Here is a 24,326-nt window from a genome sequence, read left to right as displayed (position 1 = left end):
GGATCAGTTATTGGATTTGACCGAGATAATTACAATAGGTTATAATCTTAACATTTTGTAATATTCAGCTCCCTGGGTTTGTCAAGCCAGAGATAACCTATCGATAGAGATATCTTTAACAGCTATCTGCAAACCCGTTTAATCCTGATTAATTGTCAATTTTAAATTGTTAATTAATCAGGAAAAATTTTCTGGTTTCTATTACTGAAAAGTAGTCAATAGGACAGGCTCTGAACCCTATTTTAAATTAAAATTTTTTCATTAAAACTCCAGACTAACATCAGGAAAGTAAGTCAATTTAAAGGCACGTTTAACAAAATCAGAAGGAACTTTTGCAACTATGGACTACCGCCATATTCAGTTTTGCGATCGCAAATCTCAAATCGACTATTACCAGCTACAACAATTGTTTAACCTAGGTGCTTTTTGGGCAAAAGACCGAAAAATCGAGGATTGGCAAGTTGCGATCGCTAACAGTGATCCTGTCATCAGTGTCTGGGATAACCAGAAGCTGATTGGATTAGCCAGAGCTACCTCTGATGGAATTTATCGGGCAACCATTTGGGATGTCGTTATCCACCCAGACTATCGAGGGGCTGGGCTAGGGCGTAAGCTAGTGGAAACCGCACTCTCTCATCCTCAGATGAGCCGAGTAGAGAGAGTTTATCTGATGACCACCCATCAACAAAGTTTTTACGAACGCATTGGTTTTGAGCTGAACTCCAGTACCACAATGGTCTTGTACAATAAGCCTCTAGCTACTCTAGTCCCTAGTAAGGCTCTACAATCTCAGGAATCCCCTGGGGTATAGAAACATGAAACCGGGTAAGATTCTCAGCAGAGGCATCATTTTGAGCTTCTTCACTGGGGACCGCTAATACTTCTATACGCCCCTGCATCACTTCCAGGAGTGTTTGAATCATCAACAAGGTCAGTCCAGATGAAGTGGATACCGTTTCACTGGGCTGTTTTGATTGATCTAGAGGTAATTGCAATAAATCAACAGCTTCAGCCCAACAGCTGATGGCACAGGGCATATCAATCCAGATGGAAACTGTTTCAGATTTATAGGACAGTGCAGTCCAAACTTTAATTTGACCACTGGTTATCTGAGTAATGGCAGTATCTACCATCATTACTAATGCCTGTCGAAAACGCCGTGGATCTGCTAAAATATAGATTTGGGGGTCAGGTGGAACTATTTCCAGGTGGAGATTGCGATTGGCAGCTTGCAAATGGGTGAGACGATCGAGGTCTTCCAACAGCTGCTTCAACGGGACTGAGCAAATCTCCAAAACGTTAGTACCGTGTTCAGTTTTAGCTACAGCAGTCACCTCATCAAGCAGTTTGACCATAGTATGGGCAGAGGCGTTAGCCTGCTTCACAAATTCTCTCTCTTCTTCTGGAGACTCACAGAGATCCGACAAAATCAACTGATGTAAACCAATCAACCGACTCAGGGGCGATCGCAACTCGTGGGAAGTTCGTGCCAAAAATCCGGCTTTAAACTGGCTCATTTCCCTTGCCATTTGGTAAGCCAATTCATTTTGCTTGAATTCCTCTTTTAGATGCTGGATTTCTTCAGCATCAGTTTGATGGCATCCAGAGGTCTTTGAGTTTGTGCTTTCATGGAAAAATTTCCTGAAGCGACTCCCCATAACTCCTAACCCAATGCCTACTAGCAAATAGATCAGATCCGTCTCACCCATGCTTATTAAGTCTTGCCACACTAAAAACGTCAAAAGGTGCGAGCCCGTTGGTGCGATCCTAGGCCGCGAGGGATTGCTCGCGGCCTAGGAGGCGCGCACCTTGAGCGAATTTAATTCGCCAACGGAAAGCGCACCTAAAAAAATTGAAGGATAAAGAATGAAGGTTGAAGGTTGTACTGCTGCTAATCGACAAGGGTAGAGTTGGGTAGGCAACCAGGCTAAAAAAAATACCTGTTGCCAAGTAACCAATCGATAGAACGTTTTCAGGCTTCCTTCACAATTCAGGCTTCCTTCACAATTCAGACTTCCTTCACAATTCAAACTTCATACTTTTTTGTCAGATCTTTTTAAGGATAGCTAGTTTTTTTCAAAGGTGAGTAGAAGGATTAAAACTTTGAATCGTCTAATTGAATCCCTCCAGCACGCAAAATTTCCCAGCCACTGCTTGTCCATTTGGCAACAGTAGACGGGACGCCAATCTTGTCTGGTTTGATAGCTTCTAACTCAGCTGGCTGGAGCGTCAATACCTCGGGAAACTGCACCTCAACCGCTGCCATGGTTTGCAAAGGTGGCTCGCCTGAGTAATTAGCACTGGTAGTTGCCAACGGACCAGTCTTGGACAAAATTGCGATCGCTATCCTGGAAGCTGGCACACGCACCCCAATAGTAGTCGGGTCAGAAGGATTCATAACGGTAGGTACTTTATCTGAAGCGGGTAAAACCAATGTTAATGCTCCTGGCCAATACTTCTGAGCCATGTGTTCCCAAATCGACCTCTGTGAGGAAGTACCTTGAACATATGGCCAAAGAGACTTAGGAGATGCCCCCATCAAAATCAAAGGTTTGTCTTGAGGACGCCGCTTTGCCTCAAACACCAACTCTGACTTGTCCGGTAGCACTGCTAGTGCTGGTACAGTATCTGTCGGAAAACTTACCAGCTTACCTGAGAGAGCCCCGGAAATCAGGGTAGCCATAGAAACTTGGGTCATTGCTCACCAGCACACTAAAAAGAAGAAGCTATAACGTTAAAGGTAAAAGCTTGCGGAAATTATCCAAAGCTTTTTACCTATTGGCATTCATCCATACCTTGTTTATACTTCATACTTCCTATAAGCTAGAGCAAAGCGGTCAATACCTCCTAAATCTGGAAATATCTGAATCTGAGAGTAACTGCCCTGGTTTTGTAGTAGTTGAACAACCTTGTCCGCTTGTCCTGCCATCATTTCAATTAACCAAACACCGCCTGGGCGCAGATAATCCCCAGACATCTCAATCAGCTGTCGGATACAGTCTAGACCATCCCTGCCACCGTCGAGGGCAATATGGGGTTCATGGTAGTATATTTCTGGTTGTAGCTGTTTGAGGGAGTTACTAGGTATATAAGGTGGATTTGCCACCATACCACTTAACTGACCTTTCCAGGCTTCTAGAGGTGAATACCAAGAACCATGGTAGAACTTAATTTTTTCTGCCATGCCCAACTCTTGAGCATTAAGTTGAGCAATGGCAAGGGCTTCTTGAGTGCAATCAACGGCATGAATTTTCCCATGGGGAAATACCTCTGCCAGTCCACAAGCGATCGCTCCACTACCAGTGCCCAAATCCGCCCAGTGTCCTGATGATAAGTCAGGTGTAGAGCTCATAGCTACACCATTGACCGCCAAATCAATCAGGGATTCAGTTTCTGGGCGGGGAATCAGGACAGCTGGGGAAACTCTCAAGGAGAAATGACGCCAAGGAGTAACCCCAGCTAGGTATTGAACTGGGCATCGCTGATGGATACGCCTTTGCCAGAGTTGGGTTAGTACAGCTAGAGGTTGGGAAAGTTGAATAGTTGAGTTTTCAGTGGCTTTCCCTGAAAAGGAACACTGTTGCCATGACTCCAAGCGCAGTACTAATGGGTCAAGCTCAGCTACCTCCTTTAGCAACCAGTCCACTTCGGCTGTAGGAACACCTGCCTCGGTGGCAGACTTGCAGGCATCTTGACGCCACTGCCAGAGTTCTTTTCCCGAGACCACCCACCGCTGATCCATAATCATTGATTTGGACGTTGGCCTTGATTTGGGGGCAAACTTTGCAAAAATTTAATGGATTCCTGGGATGGCACTAGTACGATTTTCTCTAGCTGCTGATCATTGCTCTCCTGTAAGGTTTGAATAACGCCCTCTAGAGGCACTACTTCTATCTTAACCTGGGAGTTAGGGTCTTGCTGCTTATAGCGGTTCACTATACTCTGCAATTGTTCTTTGTTAAAAAAGAACGGAATTGATGAGACCCCATTTTGTTGAATGGTTAGGTATCCGCTATTGCTAGCTTCTTTTGCCACAAACAGCGGTACCCCCTGAAATGGCTTTTTTTCTTGACCATTTTGGTTCCAGATCGCTTGTGCCTGCTTTAACTGCTCTTGGTTTGGTATGTAGGCAAAATTTAAACCATCGGGAACGGTGCGATTCTTTTGATTTTGCTCATGAACTTCCATCAAAGATACAGGCACTACTTGTACCTTGCTACCTAGTTCAGGATTTTGCTGCTTTAAACGCTGTACAAAGGCATTAGCATCTCCTTGGCTAATAAACACACCTGCCACTGAGGTAGTCTTCTTTTGATCTTGCTGATCTGGAATTGAGGCTACTAGTGGCGAACCTTTAGTATCAGTAACTGCAAATACAGGGACACGTCTCAACTTTTCTCTTACCTGCTCTTCGGTCAGAGCTAGTGCCGGTAAATTTTCTGCGGTCACTGAGCCTAGTAAGGCACTCCCTACTAAACTTAATGTTGTGCCCCAACGGAACAATGATTTCATAGAAATTACCTCTAATTTTAACGAAGAAGAGCCTGTTACAACTAGAATACCCTGCTGACTGAGAGATCTGAACGCACCTCACTAACCTCCAGTAGAAGCAGATCTTCAAGTCATTCTTGTCGATCATAGCTTGACGTGGCATGTCAACTTAGCTGATTGGGGGCGTTTAATGCCTCTGCACCTGAATCTTATCAAGCTCCACTGACTTTAACCTAGTGTCTTGACTGGTTAACTGACTGACTGATGAATTTCTAATCGGGATGACAGGATTTGAACCTGCGACATCCTGCTCCCAAAGCAGGCGCGCTACCAAGCTGCGCTACATCCCGGATGCTACCTCTAAGTAGTATAACTACTATAACTCACTTTTGGCACTTTGTGTGTACTCGAGATTAATCTGGATACCAGAACATGCCTTTAATACCTTCTGGGTCAGGCATAAATCCCATTTTACGGTAAAAACTTACTACTTGAGGATCGGCAAATAAGGTGATATTGCTAATATCCTGGCTGCGCAATTTTTTGATCATATATCTCATCAAAGCTTTACCCAGTCCCTTGGCTTGGAAATCTGGATGAACCACTACATCCCAGATTGTGGCATTGAAAGCATGATCAGAAGTGGCACGGGCAAAGCCAATTAAGCGCCTCGTGTTACCTCGCTGGTACCACATAGAAGTAACCAAAAAGCTATGCTGAATGGCTTTCCTAACTTTGCGCAAAGGACGCCGAGACCAACCAACAGCATCACAAAGTTCTTCCAATTCGTACAGGTCAATTTCCCGTGTTGTACTGAAAAATACCCGTGAGGCACCGTCGGTGCGATATTTTACACCTTCTACGGTATCTCCTTCAGTTCGTGTTTGAGGCAAAGCAGTGTCAGAACTGCTAAAGAAGCTTTTCCAAAAACCCATGCAGGTGTGACAGTGGCGTTATCATAATTGTGAGCTACTTGGACTGGTAATGGTCTTCTTTCCCTGACGGCTCAGACGTTCTGGGTCTCGGTCAACCAGAGCCAGACTTAAATGTTTCAAAAAACAGAAAGTGATATTTGATCTATTGGTTTTACTCCACCAGGAAAACTATCATACCCGACCTACCTTGATCTGAAACTAATTCTTTGTGCAAATGATAATACCACAATTAAGCCTCCTATCTAAATTCCTATCCTAGCATTCCCTCAAGACCCCGCTGAATCAAGACAGGGTAAGATTCTTCGGAGGGGACACATTTGAGCCCTTAGGCGAATCTAAAATCAACAAGCGATGCAGCGCGGTCAAAGGGAGCCAGCGCGGCCAAAGGGGGTTCCCACCATGAGCGACTGGCGTGGTTTCTACGGGGCAAACAGCGGTGCGGACGCAGGTTTCCTTTGAATTACCGTAAGGAGAGGGGAGCCTTTATAAGCGATAGGCTATGAGTAATAATTTTAAGTTACATGAAATAAGGCTCCCCCATCCGGCGGTTATGTCTTAACACACAGATCCAAAACCACTCGCTATTGCATCAAGACAATCAAAGTCGGCAAGCTACCGAAGGTGGGGAAGTTGGGGAAGATTAGTTAGACTAGGCTAATCAGCAGGATTGATCAGAAATGAATCAGATCCGCACTTGTTGTTGCCTGGGGGCTCAAAGCCATATATATCAATAAATCAAGCAAATCAATGTTAAACTCTATCTATATATACATTTAAGGCTCTTTTATCAGTATTTTTGTAAGTCTCCCTAGAAGCAATCCGGGTTGTGTTAACTCAAAAAGCTCAGGTGCGCTCTTACTTGGCGAATTTAATTCGCCACGGGTCGCACCTTTTGATAAATAAGAATAGCCACCTACCCCTATCGATCACTGTGGGTTGGAAATCATCCCAACAAGAAATCCTGAAACGCTTCAACCGAGCGTTTCCTAAGTTCTATGAACAGTTTGTCAGTAGTGAGATCCAACTGCACAACCTCAGACTGGCTTACCGACTCTATAAAAGCAAACATGCTGTAATTGAGATCAAACCAGAAGGCTCAAAAAGTGTCCTGCATTTTGCTTACCGCAATGAGTCTTTTCTGCTCAGTGACATTTTTGGGGTTCTGACTGCCTATGGACTGACTATCCACAGTCTCAGTCTTTATGGTCAAATTAGTGCCCCAATGCTGGTATTTATGAAACTGGTGGTGTCTCGTAACCGGAAAGCGCTGACCCACAAAACCTCAGAAAATGTCTGCCGTGCCCTGAGGGAGGCTTTGGCAGGGCGCTTTGAGGTGGAACAAATGCTGGCAGTGGAATTTAATCTCGATGCTGGCTTGAAGCAGGTAGAAACAGAATTTTATGTAGACCCAGTGTTTCATCTACCAGCGCTGTTAATTGAGGCAAATAACCAACCTGGATTATTTTACAAAGTTATGTACGCCATATGGCAAGAGGATTTACTGGTGGTCAATGCCAACTTGCTGGTGTGGCGGGGACGAACCCGGCTGATTCTTTACCTACTAGGCCCTAACGGAAACTTGATTCCCGATTATTTAGGTCAAAAAATTGCTGAAAGTATTCGGCGGCGATTACTAGGTCAAGTGTTTTAGTCATCAAGGGGTGACAAGCACAGGACTTATGCCGCAAACCCACTTTCTTAACGTAATTACAACGATTTCAGCCTTTGATTTATAACCAGAAACCGGGCTTTAAGGCTCTTGGTGCCTAAGTCCATCACCCTGCCTACTTTTCAAGTAAGGACAAACAAGATGTGATTAAAATCACTGACTAATTTCCTATCCTGTTAATTCTTCGATAAGATCAAGGTATGGCAACCATTAACATCCTAGGAGTATCCCATACTTACGAATTAACACCTCCTACTCAATCATCCTGCCCTGTTCTAGTTTTCATCCACGGCTGGCTGTTAAGCCGTAGCTATTGGCAACCTCTAATTTATAGGTTGTCACAGCAGTATCAGTGTCTGATCTATGACCTGCGCGGATTCGGTGAATCCCAGTCCCAAATTCATAACACTCAAAGCTCAACATCGAACCCCGACTCGGAATCACCATTTCCTGAGACTACGGCTTCATCCACTGACCGCTATACCTTAGCGGCCTACGCTCAGGACTTGGGCATCCTGCTAGAAAAACTGGGAATCGAGCAGGCTTGGTTGGTTGGTCATTCCCTAGGGGGTAGCATTGCTATATGGGGTGCCTATTTGCTGCCTCAGAGGATTCAAGGGGTAATCTGTCTTAATGCTGGTGGTGGGATTTATCTTAAAGAAGAATTTGAGCGCTTTCGGCTGGCTGGTGAGCAGTTGGTAAAACGTCGTCCCCGTTGGTTGTGTTATGTCCCTTTACTGGACTTACTGTTTACCCGGGCCCAGGTAGCGCGTCCTATTGCCCGGAAATGGGGACGTCAACGGGTTATTGATTTTGTTACTGCTAACGCGGAAGCTGCACTGAGGACGTTACTAGATTCCACCACAGAAGCCGAGGTGCATCGCTTACCTCAGGTGGTTTTCCGACTCAAACAACCTGTTTATTTCATTGCTGGTACTCAGGATAAGGTAATGGAACCGAAATATGTGCGTCATCTTGCTAGTTTTCACAGTCTCTTTCAATCCTGTGGGGACAATGTGATTGAAATTGGTGAATGTGGACATATGGCGATGGTGGAGAAACCAGAGACTATTGATGTTCAAATTCGTCAAATTTTGGCTAATTATAGTTAATTACAATTGGCAATTATCTGGCCATCTAACTAAAATTTTCTTAATTTATAACCTAGAGAATTATCCATTAATGATGGAATAATTGAGGGGAGTGGGTAATGGGTAATGGTTAACTGACCACTATACTTGATATCATGCCCGATGAACCACTCAAAAATAGTAGCTCTATAGCATTTGTAAAGGGATTTGTAAAGGCATTTGTAAAGGCATTTGTACAGTATGGTGCGATCGCTCCCGTAGCCTGGTGTTGGCAGCGGGTAAACATTTCCTGACCGCTCTGGCATTAGTCTTGGTAGAGTTAGCGTCTTTTTTTGTGTTAAACCTGATCCATACAGAGCGCCCTGATTACTTTAAAAGTCGGATCAGAATCCGTAGATAATGTGGCAACAAGACCCCCGAAACAATCAAATTCTGTTTCTCTCCATTTTCCTAGTCTTGGGCATCAGCACTCGGGACTGGACACTAAGACCAGACTTGATTCTAGTTGTAATCGTAAGCTGCCTACTAACTCAGTGGTTAGCAGCATTTCTTTGGTCAAACCCCAAACACAGATCCGCAATCAAAAACTCTGGGGACCTCAGCCTCTCTTTCCTTGGCCTCCCTTTCCTTTGCCTCCCTTTGGGTTTTAATCCGAAACCCTTTTTCCAAACTACCCTTGAATGGTGCAAAATTCAAACCTTAGAAACAATTCTTAATCTGCTGAGAAAACAACCAAATTGCCCCCAGGATAATGATGCTACTATCGCCAGTTCTCCCAAATCCCCTTCCCTAAAAAGTGCTATGATTACAGCTTTAAGCTTGAGTCTTCTGCTGCGAGCTGATAACTATAGCACTATGGTTTTAGCTGGCTCCCTAGGAATTTTGAGTAAATTTATTTTCCGAGTTGAGGGCAAGCATTTTTTTAATCCAGCCAATTTTGGAATTATTGCTGTTCTTATCCTAACCAATGATGCTTGGGTTTCTCCCGGACAGTGGGGGGATGATGGTTGGTATGGTCTATTATTTGCGGGCACTGGGAGTATGGTGTTAAAACGGGTAGGACGATGGGATACAACGGCAGCGTTTTTGGGTGCTTATGCCGTTTTAGAAGGGATTAGAAATCTCTGGCTTGGCTGGAGTTGGGATGTATTTTGCCATCGGTTGATGAGTGGGTCTTTCTTACTGTTTGCCCTATTTATGCTAACCGACCCTCGCTCAATCCCTAATGCACCGATTAGTCGATTGCTCTGGGCAGTGTGTATTGCCTTACTCACTTTTATATTGCGCAATCAATTCTTCATGCCTACTGCTATTTTCTGGGCGTTGTTTGCCCTATCCCCTTTGAGCGTACTTTTGGATTTTATCTGGTCATCTACGAGATTTTCCTGGGATGATAGTGACTTTGTTGAATGACGTTAACTAACTTGAGTTAAAGACAAAAAAATAAATCAACATGAAAATTATTCGGGTTATAAGTACTATTTTTATAACGGTTTTATTGAGTTTGTGCTTGGCACAAAAAGCCTGGGGTTTTTGTGGGTTTTATGTCGCCAAAGCTGATACTCAACTATATAACCAGTCCTCTCAAGTGGTAATTGCTCGGGATGGCGATCGCACTGTTTTAACCATGGCAAATGACTATCAAGGAGATGTTAAAGACTTTGCTATGGTTGTCCCAGTTCCTGTGGTGCTTCAGCGAGAACAGGTGAATGTAGGTGACCCTAAGATTATTGAACGCCTCGATCAGTTTAGTGCACCTCGACTAGTGGAATATTTTGACCCAGACCCCTGTGCCGATAACCGAAAGTATCCCGAAACTGCAGCACCACGGCTAGGTGGTCCAAGAAGTGGCACAAGGGCAAGGAATACTGATGATCGTGCTTTAGGTGTCACGGTAGAAGAGCGCTTCTCAGTTGGAGAATATAACATTCTTATCCTCAGTGCTAAGGACTCTAGAGGTTTAGAAACCTGGCTTAGACGCAACGGTTACAAAATTCCACGGGGAGCAAATCGGCTATTGCGACCCTACATCCGCCAGAATATGAAATTTTTCGTTGCCAAAGTCAATCTGGAGGAATTTGACAAAACTGCCTACCAACGGTTGCGACCCCTCCAGATGGCTTACGAGTCTCCCCGATTTATGCTGCCCATTCGCTTAGGGATGATGAATGCTACCGGTGAGCAAGACCTCATTGTCTATGTCTTATCACCCCGAGGTCAGACTGAAATTACAAACTACCGCACGGTGAAGATTCCTTCTAATACTGAAATTCCGGTATTTGTCAAAACAGAGTTTGGTGATTTCTACACTGCTATGTTCCAAACTGCTTACGAGAGTGAAGGGAAAAAAGTAGCTTTTGTTGAATATGCTTGGAATATGGCTAGTTGTGACCCATGTTCAGCTAACCCCCTCAATCCGGAAGAACTCCGGAAATCAGGTGTCTTTTGGCTAAACTCGGGAAGAGCCAATAGAAGACCCAATAATAATGTTTATATCACTCGCCTCCATGTTCGCTATACCCGTGATACCTTCCCAGAAGATTTGATATTCCAGGAAACGTCCAATCGTGAATTGTTTCAGGGACGATATATCCTTCGTCATCCGTTTACTGGGGAGATGAGCTGTAAGGCAGGAGTTGACTATCAACAATCCTTAAATCGACGATTGCAACAGGAAGCTCAAACCTTAGCTAAGTTGACTGGATGGGATATTGATGAAATCCGCAATAAAATCGATTTTCCTGATGTTAAGCCTATTCCTTGGTGGAGACATCTTTGGTAAACTATAGAAATCGTTACTTGTTATAGCCTTTCCTAGTAAGCGTGAGGTACAGTAACAGCAATGAGCAAACCCTACCGGAAGTGATCATAGCGAGGGATTTTGTAGTCTCAACAGCTACAGATTTTTTTCTCAATTACTATAGATCTCGATCTCAACCGGAACATCTATAGGAATATCATCTTGCTCTTCCCTCGTACCAATGCCGATCATCATTTTGAACCAAGCATGAGCCAACTTTTTGTAACCCTCTGGGGTTAGGTTAATATCATCCTCAAGCATGTGTTCAGGGGTGAATAGATTGCGGTTATCAACAAATCTAATGTTCTTGTTTTTATAACTTTCTACTGTCAGCAAATTTGCCAATAGATTATTGTATTTATCTGCTTTCTGATTCTTGATAGTACCATCTTTAAGTGCAGAGGGGTTAATCGGGGGAATTGAAGAGACAAACAAATATACCTGATCTGACCAGGCGAGAATTTTATCAATGAGTAAAATCATTTCATTGACCGTATCTTCAGGGCTTTCATTCTGAAAAAGGATGTCGTTTGTTCCAGCCATTAATAAGACAATCTCCGGTCTTGCTTGCTTCAGCCAATCTTCTATTTCGGAGTTTAAATCCGACCACGCATTGGATGCTCCAACACCAGCTATGGCAAATCCCCCATGCCCTTGATGGTCTTGATCAAACACATATGTGTTCTTTTGCCCTAAAACTATTTCGGGATTTTCTGAGGTAGCGCTACCGACAAAATTTACTTTATAGCCATTATCTTTAAACAATGCCCACAGGTCATCTCGATATCCGGCTCGATCCAATGCTTTACCACGAGTGTTTGAGTCTCCTAAAGGCATAATCTTGAGAGACCATTGATCGATGGTGAGCGCCTCTGCGGTGGGAGAAAACTCAAATAGACTGATGCAATAAGCAGCGATTAAGGTCAATTTTGGGTAAAATTTTTGCTTCATACTATAGCGTTTCCTAGTAAGCGTGAGGTACAGTAACAGCAATGAACAAACCAATTACGAAGATCATTATTGCTTAGACAATAATTTCCAGACCTGTTGAGATTGCCAAGTTTATGGACACCTTCGTATATGTTTGACACCACTGGCAAGATTAGCACTCAGAAAGTTTTAGTGTACATTAGCGACCCCCATCACGGATGAATCAATTTATCTGTTCGCTTATATCCCTCGACTAAAGTACAGGGGATTTACCCATCACACTTGTAAAGCAATCTATATATTAACAAAGATATGTAACGCAATCATTATAAATTTGATGGTTACTTAACATTTATCAATGATAACCTAAAATTTATCTTAACTATTAGATTCCAGGGATAGTTATTGTGAGAGAATTAGTAGTTGGTATTAGGCTGTGGGGATACTCCTCCAGGGATTTCGGCGATTTGTTTTAGTTGTCTATGAGCAGGAGCTGTATGAATGTCTTCAAAGCAATTTACTAAATCCCACGAAAATAACGATGGCAAGATTTTTACTACTAACTTAGGGTTTACTGCACTCTGCTTCTTAATTGGTTTAGCTGGATTTGGCTATATTCTCGCCACATTGCCCGGAATCGCAGAATCCCCGACAGACCCCTCTAGAACCTGTATAGTCGATGGTTGGAAACTGGGATTAATTATCACCCACGTGCTGGTTTTTGCCATCATCCCTCTGGCGATGAGAATTTTTTACAACAGTTTAAAAAACTTAGGACTGCCATCGAGAAGTATTTTTGCGTCTCAACTGGGGCTAGCTTTTGTGATGGTGGCGATCGCTTCAGAAATTGGTTGGCATGTCACCCAATGCTGGTATTATCAAAACGATTTTACGATGCTGAATTTCATGTTTTACTTTTTCTTGATTTCAGCATTTGCGCTGTGGGCCGATGGTTTAGTGGAAAAGACTACTATAATAACCAATTTAATTAATATTGTGTTTGCGATTAGTCTGTTAGTTGTTTCAATTTTGTACCCTTTAGGTTATAAAGCCGGTAACGATAATTTTAAGATTCCTATTTATATTGCACTTACTATAGTTTTGGGTGTGTTGACCTATCGAGGCTATAAAATACTCCAAGATTGGAAAATTATTCTTTTCCCAATTTTCTCAGTTGGAGTCAATTTAACGTTTGTGTTTCTTCTAGATAAGTTTGGAGGGAATCCCTATACTGATCCACAAGTGACTTTCAATGCTTTATTTCATATCCTTCACGATTTAGTAGGAACCGAAGCTGGATTAGTCATCTTTACCTGGCTTGTCTATAGTAAAGGCATTGCTCAAAAAAACTCCAAAGCTACGTTAGCGACAGAAAAAAATTAGTAAATACTAATTTGGATATATAATAGTTCTCAATTTGCCAGGGTAATCGCACCTATTTAGTATTACTAGTTTTCTTTAAAAGAATTATCATAAAAGAAGTGAGGAGTGAGCAATGTGGGTTATTAAATTATTGTCACTAATAAGCTAGTAAGTGTTCGCTTCGCGGAGGCCGTAGGCCACGCTTTCGCCGTAGGCGACGCCCTCTAACAAATGGGGATCTCGAAGCGATCCCCTTAGCGTTGTGCTTTCAAGTCTTCGATGCATACTCAAAGTCATTTGTCAAAAAAAATTTAGATGGGTTTGCCCTGGGGGCTAAAGCCCTGCGTCTCCTTTGAACCAGGGACAAATGTCAAGGAATCTAAACATCACTATCTGGGCATGTTGAGAGTTTCTTGCCCAATCAAATTCTGAATATGCTAAAAAGATGGTTACTTAAGCTAGGTCAACCTTAATCGAGAGGATAGTTTTACACCGGTGGGAAATTTGAGTCAGCTGTTAGAACCAATTGCTAACCAATTTAGGATTTTAGGTATTCCTGAGCCAGTGGTGCATTGGGGACACCCATTGATGATGGGAATTGTGGTATTGATTATGGGTAGCTTTGTGGGAATAGCAGGATGGCGTGGCCGAGTAGTATCTGATCCTGAAATAGCACTACAGAGTCGCAGTGATCATCGAAAAATAGCACCCTGGATGTTCATTTTTATCGCAGGTGGCTACACGGGTGGGGTGTTGTCTCTAGTAATGCAGTATCAGCCAATTCTAGAAAGCCCACACTTTTGGACAGGATCTATCGTACTGATTTTGCTGGCTGCTAATGGGGTGATTGCCTTGACTGGCTTTGGCGGTAACAAACCATTGGTGCGTAGCGTTCATGCCTACTTAGGAAGTACGGCACTTTGCCTGCTCTTGCTTCATGTCGTTTTGGGCTTAAGGCTAGGTTTATCGATCTAATGAAGCCTGCCAGTGGTACAGTAATAAGTCTTGCTTATATTCTCGGCTTACTTTCTACAGGGATTCTCAACTTACCGACTGGTGAGATTCCCTGGCAAGAGTACAGAGCTTTGGTAACAGGATTGGTTGTCACAGGGATAGTGGCTGCGATCGCATTCCCCAGGTTCTGGCGCACAGGACCAAAACCAAGATTATGGGTAGCAGCAGGACTAATCTCGGCCTTGGCGGTGGTCTATTTTCAATTGCGGGTACCACAACCAGAACTGAATGACATTAGCGAATATGTCCCCTCAACCAATAGCATTGCTCCAGAGCAACTGTTTAAGGTTGAAGGCAAAGTGGAGAGTATGCCTCGCCTGACCCGAAATCAGCGTACACAATTTTGGTTACAAGCTACTCAGTTAACTGAAATTGAAAGTCGCGAAGATGGGGGAGCGATAAGTCAAGGAGTGACAGGCAAGTTGTATGTAACTGTGCCATTACTTCAAGGAACTGGTTTATACCCAGGTCAGATAATTAGCGTAACTGGGGTTTTATATAAACCCAAGCCAGTGACTAATCCCGGAGCCTTTGATTTTGGAGCCTATCTTGCTCGTCAAGGGGCTTTTGCTGGTTTGAGTGGGCGTCAAATAAACTTTGATGAGGAAACTATTGGCAAACCCTGGGGATGGTGGAGACTGCGACAACGTATTATCCGTTCCCAAGTTCGCTTTTTAGGCTCTCCCACAGGTCCCTTAGTCAGTTCAATGGTTTTAGGACGTCGTGCTGTTGATTTGCCCTACGATATCCGCGATCAATTTATTCAGGCTGGGTTAGCCTATACCTTAGCAGCATCTGGATTCCATGTATCTTTGCTGTTGGGTTTTGTCTTAGCCGTTACCAGGGGTTTAAGCAAAGGAAAGCAGTTCAGTATTAGCTTGAGTGTACTGTTAATTTACGTGGCATTAACTGGACTACAGCCATCGGTAATGCGGGCGGCTCTGATGGGGGTGGGTGCCCTAATTGCATTAGTGACGGCACGGAAAGTGAAGCCTTTAGGGTCACTCTTGTTAGCAGCAACACTGTTACTCCTATTTAATCCTTTGTGGATCTGGGATTTGGGATTTCAGCTGAGCTTTCTGGCCACCCTAGGATTACTAATCACTGCACCAGAGATTATCCAACGTTTGGATTGGTTGCCACCTGCGATCGCATCCCTAGTTGCTGTGCCAATTGCAGCAGCAGTTTGGACTCTACCCCTGCAACTGTATGTTTTTCAAGTTGTTGCCAGCTACTCTATACCAGTTAGTGTTATTGCTACACCCCTAATTTCTATAATCACTTTGGGTGGAATTGTCAGCGCCTTGGCAGGACTAATTTGGCCAACAGCAGGAAGTGGACTGGCTTGGTTACTGTATTACCCAACCCATGGACTGATGGGACTAGTGCAATTTTTCAATCAGTTGCCAGGAAGTTCTGTAGCGGTGGGCAAAATTTCCCTAGGGCAACTGTTATTCCTCTACGGGCTAATTGCTCTAGCTTGCTTGATTAAATGGTTACATCCTCGTTGGTGGCTGATTAGTCTAGTTGCTGTCACTGTGGTGGTGTTGCCCCAATGGCAACAAGCGTCAAAATTGTTTCAAGTTACAGTGCTAGCTACAGGAAATGACCAAATTTTAGTGATTCAAGACCAGGGACAAGTAACGTTGGTCAATAGTGGCAACCCTGATACAGTAAGGTTTACAGTGCTGCCTTTTCTGCAAAAGCAAGGTATCAATCATATTAATTGGGCGGTTGCTCTAGACAAGCAGCCCCAACTCAGAAGTGGTTGGGTTCAGGTTTTAGGTAGTTTACCGATCGAGACCTTCTACGATAATACTGATTTACAACGACCATTGTCTCAGGCTCAAAATTGGAACGATATTGTCACCCGTAACTCTATCGCTAGTGCAGTAGCCTCTAGGGAGGCGAACTACCAACCAATTCCAGTGGGTGAAATACTCTCTTTTGGCTCTACATCAATAGAATTAGTCAACACTGAACCACCAGTGTTGCTGATGCGCATCATTGACCAAAATTGGTTACTCCTAGGAGATCTCAAACCAGGCGTCCAAAAACAGTTAGCCAAAACCATCAGTTTCCCTGACCTACAAGTACTTTGGTGGTCGGGAAAAAGTCTGAGGCCAGAATTCCTCGATGCCCTGCAGCCAAAAATTGCGATCGCATCATCGAATGTAGTGGATTCCTACACGGCGAAGCTAATGCGCAATGCTAAGATGACCCTCTATTGGACAGGCCGTGATGGTGCTATCCAGTGGACACCGGATGGTGGTTTTAAGACTACTGTTGAAGATATTGAGATAGACATTGATGTTCCTTGATGGTGATCCCATTTCCCGCTATACAATTCCCTATGCCACTGGACTTGATCTGACTGCTATCGCTGTTTGCTAAAACACCTAGCGCGCAATAATCAATTCAATTAGGTGCCCTTGACCCATTAAGAATTAAATTCGCCACGGGTCGCACCTCAGTTAGCTCACTTAACATTGACCACCCAGCAACAGGCGAGTTTTAAACGGAAGGCTTGACAAATTCCAGGGTTTTGTGTTCAAATTTCAGATGAAGTCTGGGGTGCGGCTTGATTAGATCATGGAGGGGTGTCCGAGTGGTTTAAGGTGGCAGACTCGAAATCTGTTATGGTGTCAAAGCCATCGGGGGTTCGAATCCCCCCCTCTCCGTACAGGGATTTAAATCAATTTTTGGTCAATCTTACTCAGGCATGTGCTACATACTGGTAGTAGGTAAGATTAGCTAACTGTCATCCCAGAAAATGCCATAGAAGAAGTTGGGAAGATCGAAGAAGTTGGGAATATAGGCTTAGAATTAGATTATATTCAGATATTCATTCAAGTTTATCAGCTCGGGATTTAAGCGAAGTGACTTCTGCTGATTATTCTCCAAAATCAACATCAACCGTTGAACTCTCTCCAAGTTATACACTGCCTATAGTGTTGATTGTTGCTGCAGTGACAATAGTGCTCATACAACCCTGGGTAAGTTTAGCGATCGCCTTTGGCGCGGCTTCGCCGATCGCATTGTTTGGGTTGTTCTTGTTGTTTCAGGCCGTAACCATACGCCTGCAATTTACTGAAACCGCCTTGGATATTTATCGCTCCGAGACCCTGATCCGGCGTTTTCCTTATCAGGAATGGCAAAATTGGGAAATCTTCTGGACATCAGTACCGATTTTGTTTTATTTCTCAGAAGTCAAAAGCATTCACTTTATACCAATTCTCTTTGACCCAAAGCTGCTACGAACTTGCCTAGAAGAACACTTCCCTAAAATCTAACTGACCGAAAACCATGAGGGCGCAAGCACCTAAATTCCATTTATGGGGTTAGCCCGAACAGGAATTTATTCCCTAACTGTTTGGGAACTGTTGCGTTATAATATCGACTATGATAGTAAGTAAAGTAATGTAAATAACCTAAGGAGGTGATTTTAATTGTTGGTTATGGAGTTCAAGGCTGTCCTAAAAGAGCCTCAAAAATTAGCAATAAATGAAGCGATCAGGACAGCTCGTTTTGTCCGAAACAAAGTGCTTCGATACTGGATGGACAATCGAGGTATCGGCAAGAAAGAACTCTATCGCTATAACACTCAGTTAAGAGATGAATTTCACTTTGTAAAAGAACTCAATAGTCATGCCTGTCAAGCTTCTGTAGAAAACGTAGAACGGGCAATTAAACGCTTTTATGACAACTGTAAGAAGAAGGTGCCAGGCAAAAAAGGTTATCCCAGATTCAAGAAGCATTGTCGCTCCGTTGAATATAAGCAATCCGGTTGGAAATTATCCCCTGATCAGAAGTCGATTGTATTTAGGGATAAAAAAGGGATAGGTAAGGTTAGACTCAAGGGTACCTGGGACTTGTGGCGATTCGACAATAAGCAAATTAAGCGGGTTCGGATCGTCCAAAGGGCTGATGGGTATTATGTTCAGTTTTGCCTTAAAGTAGACAACCACGATCAACTAGAAGCAACAGGAAATACTATTGGTTTAGATGTCGGGCTAAAAGACTTTTATACTGATTCCGAAGGGTTAGCTGAACCCAATCCTAGATTTTACAGAACGGGTGAAAAACTCTTAAAGTTCTATCAACGTCGAGTATCCCGAAAAAAGAAAGGCTCTGCCAACCGCAAAAAAGCCATTAATAAACTAGGTAGAACACACCTTAGAATAAGTAGGCAGCGTGAGGAACATGCAAAGAGACTTGCACGTTGCGTAGTCCAGTCTAACGACTTGGTGGCCTATGAAGATCTAAAAGTTAAAAACTTAGTAAAGAACCACTGTCTTTCCAAGTCTATTAATGATGCAGGTTGGTATCAATTCAGAAAATGGCTAGAGTATTTTGGCAATAAATTTGGCAGGATAACTGTCGCAGTAAATCCTGCCTATACTAGCCAAAACTGTTCTGATTGTGGCGAAGTGGTTCAAAAGTCGCTCTCAACTAGAACTCACGTCTGTAAGTGTGGTTGTCAGTTGGATCGAGACCACAATGCTGCAATCAATATCCTCAAAACAGCCTTGGGTACGGTGGGGCACACCGAAACCTTATTAAACGCTTATGGAGATTTGGCCTCTACTTTTCTTGGTTCCGACCTGGTTGAGCAAGTTGAATCTGTGAAGTAAGAATCCCCCGGTTTACAACCGTGGGGAGTGTCAATTACCTCAAAGTATAGAGTAGAGGTTAGGTAGTTAGTGAATAAGTTATTAAGAAATCAGTTTAAATGAATTCCGAAGACCCACAAAACCCAGAACAAGAGCAAGATAAAAACCAAGCAGTTAAGGGATTATATAATTCACAGGAGTCAAATTTGCCAAATCAGGATAGGGCTACTCCTAGGGATAACTCTCAAGCTCCCGACCTTCCTCCCATTTCTCTGACCCTATCAGACCATGACAAAGCTAAAGCCACACAGTCAAGTGATCCGCTGCAGGAGGAGAAAGTAAGTCAAATTCAACTAGGGCAGTCTTCAGATCAAGCAAAAAAAATGGCTAGCTTAGCTCAAACTGTGGCTGAACTTGAGCAAAAAGAACAGGAGTTGAGACAGAGAATTGCCCATCTGCAAAACCATGAACAGTCACTGGTTTCAAAGGAATTGGGAACCACCCAAGCAGTTGTGGAGCGGATGATACTTGAAGGTCTGACCGAACTGGAGCAACGCAAGCAAAAGTTGCAAATTTCTATTGAGCAATTAGAACGCCGCCGGGAACGCATTCGTGAAGAAATGCGCACCAGTTTTGCGGGTGTATCTCAAGAGCTAGCCATTCGGGTTCAAGGCTTTAAAGATTATTTGGTTGGCTCCTTACAAGACCTAGCTGCTGCTGCTGAACAACTGGAACTCTCCCAGCCGCCAACCGAAACACCACGGCCAGCATTAGAAGAACCCCCACCACCCCCCACCAGAGGCAACCCACAATTTGCCGAACAAGCCTTTAAAGACGAAGTCCGACAGATTCGTCAGCTGTTGGATCAATATCGCAAAATGCCAGATTATTATGGTCCTCCCTGGCAACTGCGTCGTACCTTTGAGCCAATTCACGCTGAAAAAGTGTCTCAGTGGTTTTTTTCCCAAGGTGGTCGTGGTGCGCTGCAAACTATGGGGAGCCGCTTACAAAATGTTTTAATTGCCTCAGCGGTTATATCCGTGTTGCGGACACTATATGACAATCGCCTACGTACTCTTGTCCTTGCCAACACCCCAGAACGACTGGGAGAATGGCGCAGAGGATTACAGGACTGCCTAGGAATCTCCCGCAGTGATTTTGGTCCAGAACGGGGAGTTGTTTTATTTGAAGATCCAATAGCCCTGGTTCAAAAAGCGGAACGACTGATCAAGCGGGATCAGTTAGCCTTAATCATTGTTGACGAAACCGAAGATAAAATCAGTCTCTCATTATTGCAATTTCCCCTATGGTTGGCTTTTGCACCTGATCCTCGGCAGATGTATACCTATGACGATTATCCTTAAGAGCAAGAATACTCCCGTTATACCGGTAGGGTTAGCGGGAGACGGGGCGTATAAAGTGCGGACGCAGGTTCCGCACACAGCCCCTCATGAATTGCTAGGTGCGCTTTCCGTTCGCCAAAGGCGAACGGAAAGCGCACCTCCCCTTGACATCTTACACGGAACGCTTTAAAATGTAAGCATGACTGAAAAAGCTTACCGTTACCGTTTTTACCCAACCCCTGAACAGGAGACTCTGTTAAGGAGAACTCTAGGCTGCGTAAGACTTGTATACAACAAAGCCTTGGACGCTAGAACAAAAGGATGGTACGAGCACCAAAAACGAGTCAGCTATAAAGAAACTTCCTCAATGTTGACAGGATGGAAGAAAGAGGATGATTTGTTCTTTTTAAATGAAGTTAGCTCTGTTCCACTTCAACAGGGATTAAGACATCTTCAAACTGCTTTTACGAACTTCTTTGCAGGTCGCATTAAATATCCAAACTTCAAGAAAAAGCGGAATGGTGGTAGTGCGGAATTCACAAAATCCGCATTTAAATGGAAAAATGGTCAGATATATCTAGCTAAATGTCAAGAACCTTTGCCTATTCGCTGGAGTCGTCAGCTACCTGCAAACTGCAATCCAAGTACCGTTACAGTTAGTTTAGATCCGTCCAATCGTTGGCATGTCTCGATCAGGTTCAATGACCCTAGAGACTTGAGTTTACCTACCACGGATAAACGAGTTGGTTTTGATCTAGGAATTACTAGCCTAATTACAACCAGTGACGGAGATAAGATTGCTAACCCAAAGCATTTTAAAAAGCTCAAGAAAAAACTGGCTAAATACCAAAAAGCTTTGTCGCGGAAACAGAAAGGATCTAACAATCGCTACAAAGCCAGATTGAAGGTAGCCAGGATACACGCAAAAATCAAGGACGCTAGAAGGGATTTTACCCACAAGCTAACTACTAAACTGGTCAAAGAAAACCAATTGATTGCGTTTGAGGACTTAGCTGTGAAAAATCTGGTCAAAAACCACAAATTAGCGCTGGTGATTAGTGATGCTAACTGGGCAGAAATAATCCGTCAAATCAAATACAAGTCAGAGTGGTACAACCGTGAAGCTGTATCAATTGACAGATGGTTTCCCAGTAGCAAGTTATGTTCTGTGTGCTTGAATCGCGTCGAATCTTTACCGTTAAATGTTCGAGAGTGGGATTGTCCATCTTGCAATACTCACCACGATCGCGATATCAACGCATCAATTAATATTTTGGCGGCAGGGCTTGCCGTGTCAGTCTGTGGAGCGACCGTAAGACCCGAGGAGAGTAAGTCTCGGAAGGCTGGTGCGAAAAACTCCAAAAAAAGGGAGAAGGAAGCAGAAACCTAAGTCGTGAGTCTTAGGAATCCCCCGCTATAATCGCCGGATTTAGCGGCGGGAGGATGTCAATGCCGGATCTTGTGAAAATTTTCAACATGACACCAATGGTACTTAACTTAACTTGGAGTGGGCTACTAGTAATCTCAGCCTATTTATTAGGTTCCCTGCCTACTGGTTACCTAGCAGGACGCTGGCTTAAAGATATTGATATTCGTGAGCATGGCTCTGGCTCCACCGGTGCCACCAATATATTGAGAACTGTGGGCAAAGGACCAGCAGTGGTGGTATTACTGATTGATGCCTTGAAAGGAGTAGCTGCTATTAGTCTAGTCAATGGCTTTTATACCCTGACACAAGTTTCCCTACTGCCTGAAACGTGGCAACCCTGGTTAGTGGCATTAGCTGCGTTTGCTGCTATCTTTGGTCATAGTAAATCCATTTGGCTAAACTTCACCGGAGGTAAATCCGTTGCGACCAGTATAGGTGTTATCTTCACCATGTCTTGGCCTGTAGGGTTAGGAACCGTAGGTGTATTTGCAGTAGTCTTGGCCATTTCTCGTATTGTCTCTCTCAGTTCCATTGCTGGTGCGATCGCTGTTTCCCTACTGATGTACCTTACCAAAGCTCCTCTTGCCTATGAGCTATTTGGTATTGCTGCTGGCATATATGTGATCATCCGTCACCGCAGTAACATCCAGCGTCTACTTACAGGTACCGAACCCCAAATCGGGAAACCCCTTTCTCCAGCAGTATCCTTAGAGACTGGAACAGACTAAGACTATAAAACACAAGTCCCTGGTTATGGATTGCTTGGGTACAAATCTAATAAAGGAGCGGACTTAGGCAGCGGTGCAACACCGCACTTTTTGCGACGCGGTGCGACCCCGGTCGGGTGTCCCGACAAGCGTGAACGCGCACCAAGAGAACGAAGGGTGAAAGCACAGCAAGAGATATCGTTGTATGCTAGGGGTTGAATTGAGACAAAAATTCTGGTAGTAAATTCCAGCAATTCTCATTTTTAAACATTAGATTTTAAAAGCGATTAACCCAAAGTAGTAGCGCTAATGGCAATCGTTGACTTTGGTGATAAAGCATAGATGAGGGAAAACTTGACAAATGATGGACTGTATTAAACTGAGCAATATTCGCTGCTACGGTTACACTGGCTACCTACCGGAAGAACAGACCCTAGGACAGTGGTTTGAAGTAGACCTGACCCTGTGGCTAGATCTAAGCCCTGCGGGAGAAAGTGATGACCTTAGGGATACCATGGATTATCGGCAAACTATTGATACTGTCAAGCATTTGGTTAAAACCTCAAAATGTGCCCTGATCGAAAAATTGGCAGTTCAAATTGCTAATGCGATTCTAGAATTCGATAAGGTGGAGCAAGTTCAGGTGCAGTTAAGCAAACCTGGTGCCCCGATTCCAGATTTTGGAGGTAATATCACCCTGGAAGTGACTAGAACCCGTCACAATAGGTAGGAGGAATAATTCAACATCGTGGGTTTTTAGGGGGATCATGACTTTTCGCATACTCAGCTTAGATGGCGGTGGTATTCGGGGCGTTATCGCAGCAGTAATCTTGGCGGAATTAGAGAAAGATATTAACCAGCCCCTCAACAAGTATTTTGATTTAATTGCAGGTACCTCCACTGGTTCAATCTTGGCTGCCGGAATTGCCACTGGCATCCCCAGTCGGGAGATGATTAGACTTTATGAACAGAAAGGGGAAAGGATTTTCCGCTACACCAGCCGTTTTTCACTAAAGCGGCTTAAGGTGATCCTTCAGTATGGTCTTTCTGCTCCTAAACACTCCAATCAGGGGTTAATTGAGGTGATGAAAGAACAGTTTGGGACGACCAAGCTGTCGGATATCTACGATTCACCTCGGCTGTTGATCACAGCCTATGACACTATGAGTCGCATGCCGATAATATTTAAAAGCTGGCGTGAAGACAAAGATTATTTCCATGTTCCCTTGTGGGAAGCCTGTGTCTGTTCCGCATCTGCCCCCACCTATTTTCCAGCCCATCAACTCAAGACTCAAAGCAAGACTTACTCAGCGATTGATGGTGGAGTTGGGGCGAATAATCCCTCAAGCTGTGCATTAGCTGAAGCGATCCGCTTAAATCATTCCCTTGAGGAAATTTCTATAATCTCCATTGGCACAGGAGCATCCAACCGCCCCATTCCTTGGGAAAAAGCTAGAGGCTGGGGATTGGGACAATGGGGATGGCAAGGACGATTGATTGAAGTGCTATTTGATGCTCCTTCTGACATTCACCGGTATATTACCAAAGAGTTGATGGGTAGCTTAGAATCCGAGGATGCAGTTTCTCGTTACCTGCGTCTACAACCGCAAATCACTAATGACATAATGGATGATGCGACTCGGAGCAATATCGCCAAGTTAAAGCGTGTTGCCAAGAATTACGCCTGGCAAAACCAAGGTTTGTTCCAAAACTTCCTGAAAATAAATTGATTAACCTTTGAGCTTATGTTCGTAGGTTTACTAACTTGGTTAGTTGTTACTGGTTAATTAAAAAGTAAGTAACATTCATGAAATAAACCCGATTAGAAGTGATTAGCAAAACTTTCAATAATATCCTGTACATTAGCATCATTATTATACTTCAGTAATCGGTAATTACGCGCTTCGGTTGTCAATTGGGGACCGAATTGATAAATCCTATA

Annotated in this window: 22 protein-coding genes, 2 tRNA genes and 1 pseudogene; 18 read left to right on the top strand and 7 right to left on the bottom strand. The window is 43.8% G+C overall.

The genetic code is table 11. The annotated features are described in order from the left end of the window. Nucleotides 1-340 precede the first annotated feature (340 nt). Entirely contained in the window at nucleotides 341-811 is a 471-nt protein-coding gene (locus F6K49_RS08915; RefSeq protein WP_293095937.1) for a GNAT family N-acetyltransferase, read from the top strand. On the opposite strand, the gene F6K49_RS08910 is transcribed toward F6K49_RS08915, so the two are convergent. The 6 genes from F6K49_RS08910 to F6K49_RS08885 all read right to left on the bottom strand — a co-directional run bounded on the left by F6K49_RS08910 (nucleotide 771) and on the right by F6K49_RS08885 (nucleotide 5,426). Beyond that, on the bottom strand, nucleotides 771-1,709 hold the full coding sequence (locus tag F6K49_RS08910; RefSeq protein ID WP_293040034.1) for a HAMP domain-containing sensor histidine kinase: 939 nt from the start codon (nucleotides 1,707-1,709) through the stop codon (nucleotides 771-773). The genes F6K49_RS08915 and F6K49_RS08910 overlap by 41 nt on opposite strands. 386 nt (nucleotides 1,710-2,095) lie before the next feature. Continuing rightward, nucleotides 2,096-2,698, bottom strand: coding sequence for an L-threonylcarbamoyladenylate synthase (locus F6K49_RS08905; RefSeq protein ID WP_293018386.1), 603 nt, complete (start codon nucleotides 2,696-2,698; stop codon nucleotides 2,096-2,098). A 102-nt stretch (nucleotides 2,699-2,800) separates the two neighbouring features. Beyond that, nucleotides 2,801-3,748, bottom strand: a complete 948-nt coding sequence (prmC, locus tag F6K49_RS08900; RefSeq protein ID WP_293095934.1) for a peptide chain release factor N(5)-glutamine methyltransferase — start codon at nucleotides 3,746-3,748, stop codon at nucleotides 2,801-2,803. Continuing rightward, entirely contained in the window at nucleotides 3,745-4,512 is a 768-nt protein-coding gene (locus F6K49_RS08895) for a Tic22 family protein (RefSeq protein ID WP_293018383.1), read from the bottom strand. The genes prmC and F6K49_RS08895 overlap by 4 nt, the downstream gene beginning before the upstream one ends. A 255-nt stretch (nucleotides 4,513-4,767) precedes the next feature. Beyond that, a tRNA-Pro gene (locus F6K49_RS08890) sits at nucleotides 4,768-4,841 on the bottom strand. 63 nt (nucleotides 4,842-4,904) lie between these two features. Continuing rightward, nucleotides 4,905-5,426 carry a GNAT family N-acetyltransferase gene (locus F6K49_RS08885; RefSeq protein WP_293018381.1) on the bottom strand — a complete coding sequence of 174 codons (522 nt, stop codon included), beginning with the start codon at nucleotides 5,424-5,426 and terminating at the stop codon, nucleotides 4,905-4,907. 925 nt (nucleotides 5,427-6,351) lie between these two features. Here F6K49_RS08885 and F6K49_RS08880 point away from each other — a divergent pair. The 5 genes from F6K49_RS08880 (at nucleotide 6,352) to F6K49_RS08860 (ending at nucleotide 10,968) form a co-directional block, all read left to right on the top strand. Then, the gene (locus F6K49_RS08880) at nucleotides 6,352-7,077 is read left to right on the top strand and encodes a hypothetical protein (protein WP_293018507.1); all 726 of its coding nucleotides are present in this window, start codon (nucleotides 6,352-6,354) and stop codon (nucleotides 7,075-7,077) included. A gap of 218 nt (nucleotides 7,078-7,295) precedes the next feature. Further along, nucleotides 7,296-8,207: an alpha/beta hydrolase gene (locus tag F6K49_RS08875; protein ID WP_293095931.1), complete on the top strand. Its 912-nt coding sequence runs from the start codon at nucleotides 7,296-7,298 to the stop codon at nucleotides 8,205-8,207. Between the two features lie 134 nt (nucleotides 8,208-8,341). After that, nucleotides 8,342-8,479 (top strand): hypothetical protein, encoded by a 138-nt coding sequence (locus tag F6K49_RS08870; protein WP_293040038.1) that lies wholly within the window; start codon nucleotides 8,342-8,344, stop codon nucleotides 8,477-8,479. 106 nt (nucleotides 8,480-8,585) lie between these two features. Next, nucleotides 8,586-9,599, top strand: coding sequence for an RnfABCDGE type electron transport complex subunit D (locus F6K49_RS08865; RefSeq protein ID WP_293018375.1), 1,014 nt, complete (start codon nucleotides 8,586-8,588; stop codon nucleotides 9,597-9,599). Between the two features lie 40 nt (nucleotides 9,600-9,639). After that, complete coding sequence (locus F6K49_RS08860; RefSeq protein WP_293095928.1) at nucleotides 9,640-10,968, top strand: DUF2330 domain-containing protein; 1,329 nt, start codon at nucleotides 9,640-9,642, stop codon at nucleotides 10,966-10,968. Nucleotides 10,969-11,097: 129 nt separating this feature from the next. Here the strand turns inward: F6K49_RS08860 and F6K49_RS08855 are convergent, their stop codons facing one another. Continuing rightward, nucleotides 11,098-11,937, bottom strand: a complete 840-nt coding sequence (locus tag F6K49_RS08855; protein WP_293095925.1) for an SGNH/GDSL hydrolase family protein — start codon at nucleotides 11,935-11,937, stop codon at nucleotides 11,098-11,100. 72 nt (nucleotides 11,938-12,009) lie between these two features. Here F6K49_RS08855 and F6K49_RS08850 point away from each other — a divergent pair. The 12 genes and pseudogenes from F6K49_RS08850 to F6K49_RS08795 form a co-directional block, all read left to right on the top strand. After that, a pseudogene (locus tag F6K49_RS08850) lies at nucleotides 12,010-12,138 on the top strand (IS200/IS605 family transposase); the annotation flags it as partial. A 279-nt stretch (nucleotides 12,139-12,417) separates the two neighbouring features. Beyond that, nucleotides 12,418-13,299 carry a hypothetical protein gene (locus F6K49_RS08845; protein ID WP_293040046.1) on the top strand — a complete coding sequence of 294 codons (882 nt, stop codon included), beginning with the start codon at nucleotides 12,418-12,420 and terminating at the stop codon, nucleotides 13,297-13,299. Nucleotides 13,300-13,773: 474 nt separating this feature from the next. After that, a complete protein-coding gene (locus F6K49_RS08840; RefSeq protein WP_293095922.1) occupies nucleotides 13,774-14,253 on the top strand; it encodes a DUF4079 domain-containing protein in 480 nt (159 codons plus the stop codon). Next, complete coding sequence (locus tag F6K49_RS08835) at nucleotides 14,253-16,613, top strand: ComEC/Rec2 family competence protein (RefSeq protein ID WP_293066892.1); 2,361 nt, start codon at nucleotides 14,253-14,255, stop codon at nucleotides 16,611-16,613. The genes F6K49_RS08840 and F6K49_RS08835 overlap by 1 nt, the downstream gene beginning before the upstream one ends. Nucleotides 16,614-16,886: 273 nt before the next feature. Beyond that, a tRNA-Ser gene (locus tag F6K49_RS08830) sits at nucleotides 16,887-16,973 on the top strand. A 198-nt stretch (nucleotides 16,974-17,171) separates the two neighbouring features. Next, the gene (locus F6K49_RS08825) at nucleotides 17,172-17,585 is read left to right on the top strand and encodes a DUF3119 family protein (protein WP_293095919.1); all 414 of its coding nucleotides are present in this window, start codon (nucleotides 17,172-17,174) and stop codon (nucleotides 17,583-17,585) included. 156 nt (nucleotides 17,586-17,741) lie between these two features. Then, complete coding sequence (locus tag F6K49_RS08820) at nucleotides 17,742-18,926, top strand: transposase (RefSeq protein WP_293095916.1); 1,185 nt, start codon at nucleotides 17,742-17,744, stop codon at nucleotides 18,924-18,926. A gap of 98 nt (nucleotides 18,927-19,024) precedes the next feature. Next, nucleotides 19,025-20,269 (top strand): DUF3086 domain-containing protein, encoded by a 1,245-nt coding sequence (locus F6K49_RS08815; protein ID WP_293018366.1) that lies wholly within the window; start codon nucleotides 19,025-19,027, stop codon nucleotides 20,267-20,269. A gap of 178 nt (nucleotides 20,270-20,447) precedes the next feature. Further along, nucleotides 20,448-21,638 carry an RNA-guided endonuclease TnpB family protein gene (locus F6K49_RS08810; RefSeq protein ID WP_293018365.1) on the top strand — a complete coding sequence of 397 codons (1,191 nt, stop codon included), beginning with the start codon at nucleotides 20,448-20,450 and terminating at the stop codon, nucleotides 21,636-21,638. 86 nt (nucleotides 21,639-21,724) lie between these two features. Further along, a complete protein-coding gene (plsY, locus tag F6K49_RS08805; protein WP_366511364.1) occupies nucleotides 21,725-22,405 on the top strand; it encodes a glycerol-3-phosphate 1-O-acyltransferase PlsY in 681 nt (226 codons plus the stop codon). A gap of 343 nt (nucleotides 22,406-22,748) precedes the next feature. Then, entirely contained in the window at nucleotides 22,749-23,114 is a 366-nt protein-coding gene (gene folB, locus F6K49_RS08800) for a dihydroneopterin aldolase (RefSeq protein WP_293044580.1), read from the top strand. A 37-nt stretch (nucleotides 23,115-23,151) separates the two neighbouring features. Continuing rightward, complete coding sequence (locus F6K49_RS08795) at nucleotides 23,152-24,114, top strand: CBASS cGAMP-activated phospholipase (RefSeq protein ID WP_293095912.1); 963 nt, start codon at nucleotides 23,152-23,154, stop codon at nucleotides 24,112-24,114. Nucleotides 24,115-24,326: the final 212 nt, after the last annotated feature.

The organism is Moorena sp. SIO3I6, assembly GCF_010672095.1.
The sequence above is the reverse complement of the archived record's forward strand: the minus strand, read 5'-3'. Positions and strand labels throughout refer to the sequence as shown.

Coding starts and splice junctions, on each gene's coding strand:
- F6K49_RS08895 (WP_293018383.1), bottom strand. CDS start 4,512: ATGAAATCATTGTTCCGTTGGGGCACAACATTAAGTTTAGTAGGGAGT.
- F6K49_RS08795 (WP_293095912.1), top strand. CDS start 23,152: ATGACTTTTCGCATACTCAGCTTAGATGGCGGTGGTATTCGGGGCGTT.
- F6K49_RS08885 (WP_293018381.1), bottom strand. CDS start 5,426: ATGGGTTTTTGGAAAAGCTTCTTTAGCAGTTCTGACACTGCTTTGCCT.
- F6K49_RS08855 (WP_293095925.1), bottom strand. CDS start 11,937: ATGAAGCAAAAATTTTACCCAAAATTGACCTTAATCGCTGCTTATTGC.
- F6K49_RS08875 (WP_293095931.1), top strand. CDS start 7,296: ATGGCAACCATTAACATCCTAGGAGTATCCCATACTTACGAATTAACA.
- F6K49_RS08835 (WP_293066892.1), top strand. CDS start 14,253: ATGAAGCCTGCCAGTGGTACAGTAATAAGTCTTGCTTATATTCTCGGC.
- F6K49_RS08860 (WP_293095928.1), top strand. CDS start 9,640: ATGAAAATTATTCGGGTTATAAGTACTATTTTTATAACGGTTTTATTG.
- F6K49_RS08915 (WP_293095937.1), top strand. CDS start 341: ATGGACTACCGCCATATTCAGTTTTGCGATCGCAAATCTCAAATCGAC.
- plsY (WP_366511364.1), top strand. CDS start 21,725: ATGACACCAATGGTACTTAACTTAACTTGGAGTGGGCTACTAGTAATC.
- F6K49_RS08810 (WP_293018365.1), top strand. CDS start 20,448: ATGACTGAAAAAGCTTACCGTTACCGTTTTTACCCAACCCCTGAACAG.
- F6K49_RS08910 (WP_293040034.1), bottom strand. CDS start 1,709: ATGGGTGAGACGGATCTGATCTATTTGCTAGTAGGCATTGGGTTAGGA.
- F6K49_RS08845 (WP_293040046.1), top strand. CDS start 12,418: ATGTCTTCAAAGCAATTTACTAAATCCCACGAAAATAACGATGGCAAG.
- folB (WP_293044580.1), top strand. CDS start 22,749: ATGGACTGTATTAAACTGAGCAATATTCGCTGCTACGGTTACACTGGC.
- prmC (WP_293095934.1), bottom strand. CDS start 3,748: ATGATTATGGATCAGCGGTGGGTGGTCTCGGGAAAAGAACTCTGGCAG.
- F6K49_RS08870 (WP_293040038.1), top strand. CDS start 8,342: ATGCCCGATGAACCACTCAAAAATAGTAGCTCTATAGCATTTGTAAAG.
- F6K49_RS08815 (WP_293018366.1), top strand. CDS start 19,025: ATGAATTCCGAAGACCCACAAAACCCAGAACAAGAGCAAGATAAAAAC.
- F6K49_RS08905 (WP_293018386.1), bottom strand. CDS start 2,698: ATGACCCAAGTTTCTATGGCTACCCTGATTTCCGGGGCTCTCTCAGGT.
- F6K49_RS08865 (WP_293018375.1), top strand. CDS start 8,586: ATGTGGCAACAAGACCCCCGAAACAATCAAATTCTGTTTCTCTCCATT.